At 72.7% G+C, this 10,879-nt stretch carries 4 protein-coding genes and 1 rRNA gene; all 5 read right to left on the bottom strand.

The window, feature by feature from the left end; all coding sequences use genetic code 11:
- Nucleotides 1–311: 311 nt before the first annotated feature.
- The 5 genes from ACFV18_RS21840 to rrf all read right to left on the bottom strand — a co-directional run bounded on the left by ACFV18_RS21840 (nt 312) and on the right by rrf (nt 10,724).
- Nucleotides 312–1,601: a citrate synthase gene (locus ACFV18_RS21840; protein ID WP_380485626.1), complete on the bottom strand. Its 1,290-nt coding sequence runs from the start codon at nt 1,599–1,601 to the stop codon at nt 312–314.
- Between the two features lie 185 nt (nt 1,602–1,786).
- Entirely contained in the window at nt 1,787–4,027 is a 2,241-nt protein-coding gene (locus ACFV18_RS21845) for an ATP-dependent RecD-like DNA helicase (RefSeq protein ID WP_380485628.1), read from the bottom strand.
- Between the two features lie 204 nt (nt 4,028–4,231).
- Complete coding sequence (locus ACFV18_RS21850) at nt 4,232–7,135, bottom strand: hypothetical protein (RefSeq protein ID WP_380485630.1); 2,904 nt, start codon at nt 7,133–7,135, stop codon at nt 4,232–4,234.
- Entirely contained in the window at nt 7,132–10,326 is a 3,195-nt protein-coding gene (locus tag ACFV18_RS21855) for an FtsX-like permease family protein (RefSeq protein WP_380485631.1), read from the bottom strand. The genes ACFV18_RS21850 and ACFV18_RS21855 overlap by 4 nt, the downstream gene beginning before the upstream one ends.
- A 281-nt stretch (nt 10,327–10,607) precedes the next feature.
- Nucleotides 10,608–10,724: ribosomal RNA gene (gene rrf, locus ACFV18_RS21860) — 5S ribosomal RNA — on the bottom strand.
- Nucleotides 10,725–10,879 lie beyond the last annotated feature (155 nt).

The following is a 10,879-nucleotide window of genomic DNA, read 5'->3' on the forward strand; positions in this document are numbered from 1 at the left end:
ACGGAGAGTGGAGAGAGGCAACTCACACCCCCCTGGCGTAACTCTGCGCCCCCTGTTACGTCTTACCTTTTGTAGAGCGGGGCTCCGGCGGGCCCCGGACGGTCGTCGATTCGTCGACGGCCCTCGCGCACGGCGCCGGGCCGGATCCGGGAGCCCGGGGATTGCTTTGAGCGGCCGTTCCCCACCCGGGATCGTCCCGGGCGCCGTGCGCCCCAACCATCACAGCCATGAAGACATGAAGAAGGGCCCGGCCCCCGCCTCCCTCATCGGGTGGCAGGGGGCCGGGCCCCTTCGTTGCGGCTGCGGCTCGCTCAGCGGGCGTCGAGCGGCACGTAGTCGCGGATCTCGACGCCGGTGTAGATCTGCCGCGGGCGGCCGATCCGGCTGGTCGGGTCCTTGATCATCTCGTGCCAGTGGGCGATCCAGCCGGGCAGCCGGCCGAGCGCGAACAGCACGGTGAACATGCTGGTCGGGAAGCCCATCGCGCGGTAGATCAGGCCCGTGTAGAAGTCCACGTTCGGGTACAGGCGGCGCGAGACGAAGAAGTCGTCCTTGAGCGCGTGCTCCTCCAGCTTGAGGGCGATGTCCAGCAGCTCGTCGGACTTGCCGAGCTGGGACAGCACCTCGTGGGCGAGCACCTTGACCTGTGCGGCGCGCGGGTCGAACGCCTTGTAGACGCGGTGGCCGAAGCCCATCAGCTTGACGCCGTCCTCGCGGTTCTTCACCTTGCGGATGAAGGCGTCGACGTCGCCGCCGTCGTTCTTGATCTGCTCCAGCATCTCCAGCACGGCCTGGTTGGCGCCGCCGTGCAGCGGACCCCAGAGCGCCGAGATGCCCGCCGAGATCGAGGCGAACAGGTTGGCGTGCGAGGAGCCGACCAGGCGCACCGTCGAGGTGGAGCAGTTCTGCTCGTGGTCGGCGTGCAGGATGAGCAGCTTGTCCAGCGCGTTGACCACGACCGGGTTCAGCTCGTAGTCCTCGGCCGGGACGGCGAAGGTCATCCGCAGGAAGTTCTCGACGTAGCCGAGGTCGTTGCGCGGGTAGACGAAGGGCTGGCCCACCGCCTTCTTGTACGCGTACGCCGCGATCGTCGGCAGCTTCGCCAGCAGGCGCACCGTCGACAGGTGGCGCTGGGCGGCGTCGAACGGGTTGTGGCTCTCCGGGTAGAAGGTGGAGAGCGCGCCGACCACCGAGGACAGCATCGCCATCGGGTGCGCGTCCCGCGGGAAGCCCTGGAAGAAGCGCTTGACGTCCTCGTGCAGCAGGGTGTGCTGGGTGATCTCGTTGTTGAACGCCGCCAGCTGGTCCGCGTTCGGCAGCTCGCCGTTGATCAGCAGGTAGGCGGTCTCGATGAAGTTGGCCTCGCCGGCCAGCTGCTCGATCGGGTAGCCGCGGTAGCGCAGGATGCCGGCGTCACCGTCAATGAAAGTGATCGCGGACTTGTTGGCGGCGGTGTTGCCGAAACCGTTGTCCAGGGTGACCAGGCCGGTCTGCGGAAGCAGCTTCGAGATGTCGAAGCCGGCGTTGCCCGCAGTGCTCTCGACGACGGGGTACTCGTACTCGCCGTCCTGGTACCGCAGTACTACCGATTTGTCGCTCACGTCTTCCTCACCGACGAAATTTGATCCTCATCCGACTGCCCTGACTGTCTCAACGATCCCTCACTCGAAGGACGGCCGCGCACCGGGGGTGGCCCCGGAAAGGACCAGGGCCTACAAACTCTGCTGCCGCAGCCGGTGTGAACCGGACAAGATCGGCACCAGACCAGGTTCCGCTGTAAATCTCTTCACGTCAAGACAACCTCTGACCGTACCGTACCCCCTGAACCGCGCCCCGAGGCCAATCTGTGGTCCAGCGCGGAGTGCCGCCGCCCGGCGCTCACCGCCCGCACCGCCTGCCCGATCGCCTTCCGCGACCCCACCAGGACCACCAGCTTCTTCGCCCGCGTCACCGCCGTGTACAACAGGTTGCGCTGAAGCATCGTCCACGCCGAGGTCGTGACGGGAATCACCACCGCCGGATATTCGCTGCCCTGCGAACGGTGGATCGTCACCGCGTACGCGTGCGCCAACTCGTCGAGCTCGTCGAAGTCGTACGGCACCTCCTCGTCCTCGTCGGTCATCACCGTCAGCCGCTGGTCGTCCACGCTGAGCGAGGTCACGACGCCCACTGTGCCGTTGAAGACGCCGCTGCGCCCCTTGTCGTAGTTGTTGCGGATCTGCGTCACCTTGTCGCCGACCCGGAACGTCCGCCCGCCGAAACGGCGTTCGGGCAGGCCCTCGCGGGCCGGCGTCACCGCCGACTGGAGCAGCGTGTTCAGCGCGCCCGCCCCCGCGGGGCCGCGGTGCATCGGCGCCAGCACCTGGACGTCGCGCCGCGGGTCCAGGCCGAAGCGCTGCGGGATACGGCGGGCCACCACGTCCACCGTCAGGCCCGCCGCGCGCTCCGCGTCGTCCTCCGCGAACAGGAAGAAGTCCGGCAGGCCATCGGTCAGCGGCGGCAGGCCCTCGTTGATCCGGTGCGCGTTCACCACCACGCCCGACTGCTGCGCCTGCCGGAAGATCCGGGTCAGCCGCACCGACGGAATCGGGCTGCCCGAGGACAGCAGATCCCGCAGCACCTCGCCCGCCCCCACCGACGGCAGCTGGTCCACGTCCCCCACGAACAGCAGGTGCGCGCCCGGCGCGACCGCCTTGACCAGCTTGTTCGCCAGGATCAGGTCCAGCATCGACGCCTCGTCCACCACCACCAGGTCGGCGTCCAACGGCCGGTCCCGGTCGTACGCGGCGTCCCCGCCCGGCTTCAGCTCCAGCAGCCGGTGCACGGTGGACGCCTCCGCGCCGGTCAGCTCCGCCAGTCGCTTCGCCGCCCGCCCGGTCGGCGCCGCCAGCACCACCTTCGCCCGCTTCGCCAACGCCAGCTGGACGATCGACTTCACCGTGAACGACTTGCCGCAGCCCGGGCCGCCGGTCAGCACCGCGACCTTCTCGGTCAGCGCCAGACGCACCGACTGCTCCTGCTCCGGGGCGAGTTCGGCGCCCGTCCGCTTCGCCAGCCAGCCCAGCGCGGCCGGCCAGTCCACCCCCCGGAACCACGGCAACCGGTCCTCCTCGGCCCGCAGCAGCCGCAACAGCTGACCCGCCAGCGAGATCTCCGCCCGGTGGAACGGCACCAGGTACACCGCCGTGATCTCCAGCCCGTCCCCGCCCGGCAGCCGCTCCTGCACCACGCCTTCCGCCGCGACCAGCTCCGCCAGGCAGTCGATCACCAGCCCGACGTCCACCTGCAGCAGCTTCACCCCGTCCGCGATCAGCCGCTCCTCCGGCAGATAGCAGTGCCCCTGGTCGGTCGACTGCGACAACGCATACTGCAGGCCCGCCTTCACCCGCTCCGGCGAATCGTGCGGAATGCCCACCGCCTGCGCGATCCGGTCCGCCGTCAGGAACCCGATGCCCCACACGTCCGCCGCCAGCCGGTACGGCTGGTTCTTCACCACCCCGATCGACGCGTCCGCGTACTGCTTGTAGATCCGCACCGCCAGCGAGGTCGACACCCCGACGCTCTGCAGGAAGACCATCACCTCCTTGATGGACTTCTGCTCCTCCCACGCCTTGGCGATCATCTTCGTCCGCTTCGGCCCCAGACCCGGCACCTCGATCAGCCGCTTCGGCTCGTTCTCGATCACCTCCAGGGTCTCCACCCCGAAGCGCTCCACGATCCGCTCCGCGAACCGCGGCCCGATCCCCTTGATCAACCCCGAACCCAGGTACCGCTGAATGCCCTGCACGGTGGCCGGCAGCACCGTCGTGTAGTTCTCCACCGTGAACTGCCGCCCGTACTGCGGATGCGACCCCCACCGCCCGAACAACCGCAGGCTCTCCCCCACCTGCGCCCCGAGCAGCGCCCCCACCACCGTCAGCAGATCGTTCGCCCCACGCCCGGTGTCCACCCGCGCCACCGTGTACCCCGTGTCCTCATTGGCGTACGTGATCCGCTCCAGGACCCCCTCCACCTGCGCCAGCTGCAACGGACACCTCACACGCAATCAGGACACATCGCCACGACGAACGTACCGTGCGCCACTGACACTCCTTCTCCGTACCCCACTTGCTGCACCCCGGTTCCGCGCCCCGCCAGGGCGCGGGGAACCGCGCGGCCACGCACGACGGGGCCGTACGCCGACGACGCACGACGCCGTTGCCCTGCCCGCCCAACCGTTCACTGCGCCCCTTCACCGAGGCGAAGCAGCTGGGGCACCCGCCGCCGCCCCGTCACCCCCTCCAGCGCCGCCGCGCACGGCACCAGCACCAGCAGCCCCACCGCCGCCACAGCGATGCTTGCCCAGTCCGGAGCGAGCACCGGCGCCCCCGGCCCGGAGGTGAACGCCCGCAGCTCCAACGCAGGTCCCAGCAACCACGGCAGGCCCAGCCCGAGCACTGTCCCCCCCGATCACCGCCGCCGCCATCACCGGGAGCAACTGCACCAGTTGGACTCCCGCCGCGGCCCTCGCCCCCAGGCCCAACGTCCGCAGGTACGCGAGCACCCGGCCACGCTCCGCCGAGCCGAGCAACAGCTCCAGGACCACCGCCGCCAGCCCGAGCAGCAGGCCGACCGCCGCCGCCACCCGGAACGCCAGCTCCAACGCCGACACCAGCCCGTCGTCCGCCGACTCCCTCAACTGCCCTGCCAGATCGCGGACTTCCACCGGCGCCCCACGCAGCACCGCACCACCGGCCGCCCTTGCGCCGCCCGCGCCCCCGGTCGCCGCCGAGGCCGCCACCACGGCGCGCAGCCGAGTACCGTCGATCCGCCGCGCACCGGCCACCGAGCCGGCCCGGCCGGGCTCGGCGAACAGCACCGCCGCGTTGCGCTGCCCGGTCTGCCGGGGCAGTCGGTCCGCGGCGGGCCCGCCGAACACCAGCAGCGGACCGGTCGCGACGTCACCCACCACCGGGCCGATCGCCCGGTCCCGGTCCGCCCCGGCGGGCAGCACGCCGACGATCCGGACCCGGAACCTGGTCGCCCCGGCGTCCGCGTCGAACGACCCCTCCGGGAACCGCGCCGCGGTCCTCGCGTCGGCCAGCGCGGGCAGTTCCGCACCCGCCGCGAGCGGCGCGGACAGGCCCGCGCCGGACAGCGCCGACGCCACCGGGGAGCCCGGCTCCAGCGCCGCCAGCACCGACTGGTCGACCCCGACCAGCCCCACGCCCTTGACCACCGCGCCGTCCTCGTCCGCGGTCAGCGTGGCCACCCCGCCGCGCACCGGCAGCACCCCGCCGACCCCCGGCACCTTCGCCAACTCCTCCAGCGGCAACGGCCGTTGCGACGGCCCGAGGACCACCGCGTCCCCGCCGGTACGCCACTCGGCGGCCTCCACCCGGCCCTGCCGGACCGTCCCGGACACCAGCGCGCCGAACACCGCGCAGGCCAGCGCGGGCACCAGCACCAGCAGGGCCGTCGCCGCCGCGGAACGCCGCCCGGCCTGCGACAGCCCGACCAGCGCGACCGTGCCGCGCCCCCGCCGCGCCCAGCCGGTCAGCAGCCGCAGCGGCACCGGGTACACCCGCAGCACCACGACCACCGCTGCCAGACCCAACACCACAGGAACCAAAGCCAGTTGAGGATCCGGATCGGCCGCCGCCGACACCGCGCCGCGCAACCGCAGCTGCAGCACGCCCGCCGCCGCCAGCACCAGCACCGCGCCCTCCACCACCGGCCGCGCCGACCGGCCGAGCGCCCGCTTCACGCCCCGCCGCCGCACCGGCTCCCGGCCCGCCCGGCGCACCGCCCGGCCCTGCCACCACACCGCCACCGCGGGCGCGCCCGCCACCAGCACCGCCGCCACCAGCACCGGCCACCAGGCGCCGAGCGGCCGCTCCCCCGCCGACCACCGGGACGCCAGCCAACCCGCCGGCACCCCCACCAGAACCGCCGGAACGGCCTCCATGGCCCGCAGCGCCGCCAGTGCGATCTCACCCGCCCCGCGCGCCCGCTGGAGCGTCAGCGCCGCCTCCCGGCGCCGCGCCCCCAGCCGGGCCGCCGCCACCGCCGTGGACACCCCGATCGCCAACAGCCCCGCCAGCGCGAACGACTGCAAGGACACCGTCCGGGCCCGCTGCTCCGCGAACCGGTCCACCAGGACCGACAGCCGCTCCTGCACCTGCGGCGGCGACACCGTCCGCACCCCCGCCGGGCACGGCAGCGCGTCCGAGACGATCCCCCCACACACCCGGTCCACCGCCGACCTGCTGAACCCCTCTGCCCCGGACGCCAGTTCACGCACACCCGCAGCCGTGCCACCGGTCCCCCAGGGCTGCTGCTCCGACCGGAACGCCCAGGTCGCCGACACCGACAACGACCCGCGCGCCTCCAGCGCCTCCAGCCCCGCCGGAGCCACCAGCGCCTGCCCGTACCGGATGTACCCGCTCGGCTCCGCCGCGTCCAACGGCGCGTTCAACAAAGGGAGTTCACGCCACAGCTCGTCCGCGCCGTCGAGCGGCTCGAACTCCCCGACCACCACCGCCTCGGTGGCCCCCTTCTGCCCCTCCAGCCACACCCGCTGACCGACCGTCAGCCCGAACTGGTCCAACCCCCGGCGCGACAGCCCCAGTTCGATCGGGGCCTCCTTCGCCCCGTCCGGCCGGCCCGGCGCCCGGCCCGCGGTCCAGCGCACCCGGTCCGCCGCGTCCTGCGCGTACGCCAGCGACACCGACCCGGGATTGCCGTGCGGCCTCGCCACACCCGCCCCCGACAGCTGCATGCCGTCGCTCTGTGCCCAGCCCGACACCCGCACCAGGGTGTGCGCCAACTCCCCCGACGCGCCCTGCCGCAGGCCCTCCCCGACCCGCGTCAGGTCACTGTCCAACGAGCCGAACCGCGGCGCCGTGGACTGACCGGAAAAGTTCCGCGGCGCATTCAGCGACGCCCGCGCCATCACCAACGGCCCGTCCACCTGCGCCACCGCCAGCCGGCGCTGCAACTCCTTCGTCGCCAGAGCGTCGAACACCGGCGGCCACAGCAACGACGCCACCGTCAGCACCACCGACAGCGCCGCCGGCACCACCAGCACCGGCCACCCCGTCCGGGCCTCCCGCAGCGCCGGACGCCACCCCCCGAACCCACCGAGGCCCCTCATCCGCTCTCCCCCGCCCGCAGCTCACGCGCCAGATCCACCCGCGCCAACATCCGCGACAGCACCAGCACCACCGTGCCGACCCCCAGGCCGGTCGCCAGCACCACCGCCGCCGTCCAGCCCCAGCCCACCGTCAACTCCAACGACGGGAACACCGCCCGGCCGGTCCCGTCGACCACGATCAGCGGCAGCACCACCGCCGCCAGCGCGATGCCCAGCGCCCCGCCCAGCAGCACCGAGAAACCCACCACCACCAACTGCTCCAGCCGCAGCACCCCCGCCAACTGCCGGCGCCGCACCCCGATCGCCCGCAACACCGCGAACTCCCGCCGCCGCGACCGCGCCGAACCCACCGCGTGCACCGTGAACCCCGCCACCGCGAACGCCGGCGACAACACCAAGGACAGCACCAGCGCACTGCGCCGACCCGACCGGAACGGATCCGCCGCCAACGCCGCCGCCCGCGACCGGACACTCTCCACCCGGCCCAGCCGCGGATCCGCCGCGATCACCCGCTCCGCCTGCTCCGCCCCCGCCCTCGACCGCGCCGCCAGCAGCCACGCCCCGTCCGTCACCGGCGGCAGCCCCAGCCCCGACCGCGCCGCCGACAGCGCCGGCAGATCCACCAGCACCTGCGCCTTGTCACGATCCCCACCACCCGGCAGATCCGGCAGCACCCCGACGATCCGCAGCCCGAACAGATCCACCGGACCATCCATCAGCCGCAACTCGCCACCGACCCCGAACCGGACCTTCCGCGCGAACGCCTCGTTCACCAGCGCCGGCACCAAATACCCCGCCACCGGCATCCCCTGCACCCGCTTCGGCGTCCCCGGCGGCACCAGCGCGAACGACACCCCGTCCGTCGCCTCCCCCTGCGCCGGATCCGCCCCGCGCACCACTGCCGACAGCAAACCGCCACCCTCCGCCTTCGACACCTCGCAGACCCCAGCCTCGACCCGCCGCTCCCCCTGATCCGACACGCCAGGGCACCCCAGGCCCGCCACCCGGACGTCCCCGCGCGTCACGTTCACCCAGCTCGCGCCGGACGGCACACTCGCCCCCTCGATCCCCGACACCGTCCACCGGAACGTCGCCCGCGGAAAACCCCGCGTCGCACTCCGCAGCCCCAACTGCGTCACCTGAAGCGGATAGTGCAACGCCCCCAACGCCAACGGCAGCGACACCGACCGCGCCACCCCGTCCGCCGTCAGCTCCGCCCGCACCTGCGCCACCAGCCACACCGGCCCCACCCGGTCCGCCGCCGACACCGCCACCCGCACCTTCAACTCCGACGGACGCCCCTCCAACGGCATCCCGTGCACCGGCACCTCGTCCCTGAGCCGCGCCAACTGATGGGCCAGCGCGCCCTGTTCGAGATCCGACCGGACCGCCGGAACCGCATGCGTCCAAGCCCCCGGCACCACCCGCTCCGACGTCGCCACCGGCTGCACCGCCGCCGTGTCCAGGGCCAGCACCGAGACCTGCGCCCCCTGCACCTGGCCCGCCACCGAAGCCACCGGCGTCACCGCCGCCACCCCCGGCACCGCCGACAGCGCCGCCTGCCGCGCCCCCGCCGGCAACTCCCCACCCGTCACCCGCAGATCCGCCCCCAGCTCGAACGCCGCCCGATCCCGGTCGCTCGGCCCCTCCCCCGCGATCGCCGTCGTCGTCAACGCCCCCACCGCCAACGCCAACGCCATCAACAGCACCGGCGCCGCCTGACCCGACCGGCCCCGGCTCACCTGCCAACCACTGAGCGGAGCCACCAGACCCCGCCCCCGCCGCGCCAACGCCTCCAACGCCCGCCCGAGCGGCGGCAGCAACCTGAGCAGCAGCAACGCCGCCGCCACCGTCATCACCACCGGCGCCGCCACCAGCACCGGATCGAACCCCACCGCACTCGACGCCGGGCTCAACAGCTCCTCGTACTGCCGCAGTTGCAGATACGCCAGCACCGCCACCGCGGCCGGCACCAGGTCCGCCCCGGCCCGCTGCGCCACCGCCCGCCGCGCACTGCGCGACGGCGTCTCCCGTTCGCCGCCGTCCGCCGTCCACAGCACTGGCAGCAACGCCGCACACCCGTGCAGCAGCAGCGCCACCCCGGCAACCGCCCACGCCGCCGCGCCCGTCGCCTCCGCGGCCGCGCCGTCCACCGGCAGCCCCAGCCGATCCAGCAGCCGCAGCAACGGCCCCGCCGCCCACACCCCCAGCAGCGCCGCCGGCACCGTGCACAGCGTCCACTCCACCGCCGCACCGCCCAACAACCGGGCCCGACCCGCACCGCGCGCCAACTGCAACAGCAGCTCCGCCCGCCGGACATCCGCCAGTTGACGTGCCGTCAGCACCATCGTCACCGCCGACAGCACTGCCAGCATCGTCACCGGCACCAGCATCCCCGACCGCGCCACCATCATCGGCGACCGCAGATCGTTCAACGCCGCCAACAGATCGCTCGACGCCCGCAACCCCTTCAGCGGCGGCTCCGCGCCCCGGAACACCGCCCGGTTCGTATCACCTCCGGTCAGCCGCTCCACCCGATCCCGCAGCAGCCCCAACCCCTCCGGCCGCACCTGCCCCGGCTGCGGCACCGCCGTCCACTGCACGTCCACCTGGTCGTGCAGCAACGGATGCGTCCGCAGCAACTCCTGCGACCCCAGCACCAACGCCTCCGGCGACTCCACCGAGGACGCCGTCCGCCACGCCCGCCACAGCCGCTCCGCCCCTGGCAGCTCCCGGTACACCCCGCTCACCGTCACCGACAACGTCCCGCCGGCCGGCAAGGTCAACGGCAGCTTCGCTCCTGTCGCCACCCCCAGCCAACGCGCCGCCGCCTCCGACACCGCCACCTGCTCAAGCCCCGTCGGCCAGGCCCCCTGCGCCAACTCCGCCACCCGCTGCGGTTCCGCCACCGCCACCGGCGCCATCGCCAACCCCGGCGACGACGCCTCCGCCACCGCCACCCTCGGCAACGGCGTCCGCAACGGCATCGTCCCGTGCCACGCCTCTTCGATCTCCGCCGGCATCCCCGGCAACGCCCGGTGCAACGCCGCCCGCACCGGCCCATCCGCCGCCGCGTCCCCGCCCTCGGCATACCGCCCCGACACCGACACCGAGAACCGCGGATCCGCCGCCAAGCGGTGCCGCATCCCCTGCGCCACCGAACTCCCCGTCAGCGCCGTCAGCGCGGTCAACCACCGCCACCGCCACCAGCACCGTCACCGCAGCAGTCCCCAGCACCACCCCGTTCTGCCCCGCCCGCCGAACCCCCGGAGGCGAACCCCACCCGTCCGCGCCCATTCCCCCGAAGCCCTCCCGCCCGCCGATGGTCTGGACCAATCTCCGACGGGCAGTCTGCCCCCAACCCCCGGCCCGGGCAACAGCCCACCGATCACAGACCGGACTCGTTCGGCATCGGCTCCCGAAATGCAGAAAGGGCCCCAGCCAAATGGCTGGAGCCCTTTCCAGAATAATTGTTCGGCGGCGTCCTACTCTCCCACAGGGTCCCCCCTGCAGTACCATCGGCGCTGTGAGGCTTAGCTTCCGGGTTCGGAATGTAACCGGGCGTTTCCCTCACGCTATGACCACCGAAACACTATGAAACTGTCGAACCGGACCTGGACAAACCAGGTTCTGTTCGTGGTTTCAGAACCAACACAGTGGACGCGAGCAACTGAGGACAAGCCCTCGGCCTATTAGTACCGGTCAACTCCACCCCTCACAGGGCTTCCATATCCGGCCTATCAA

This window comes from Kitasatospora sp. NPDC059673, from assembly GCF_042734215.1.
Classification (GTDB): Bacteria; Actinomycetota; Actinomycetes; order Streptomycetales; family Streptomycetaceae; genus Kitasatospora.

Excerpts from the sequence above, each read along its gene's own strand:
- ACFV18_RS21850 (WP_380485630.1), bottom strand. The coding sequence starts at position 7,135 with ATGAGGGGCCTCGGTGGGTTCGGGGGGTGGCGTCCGGCGCTGCGGGAG.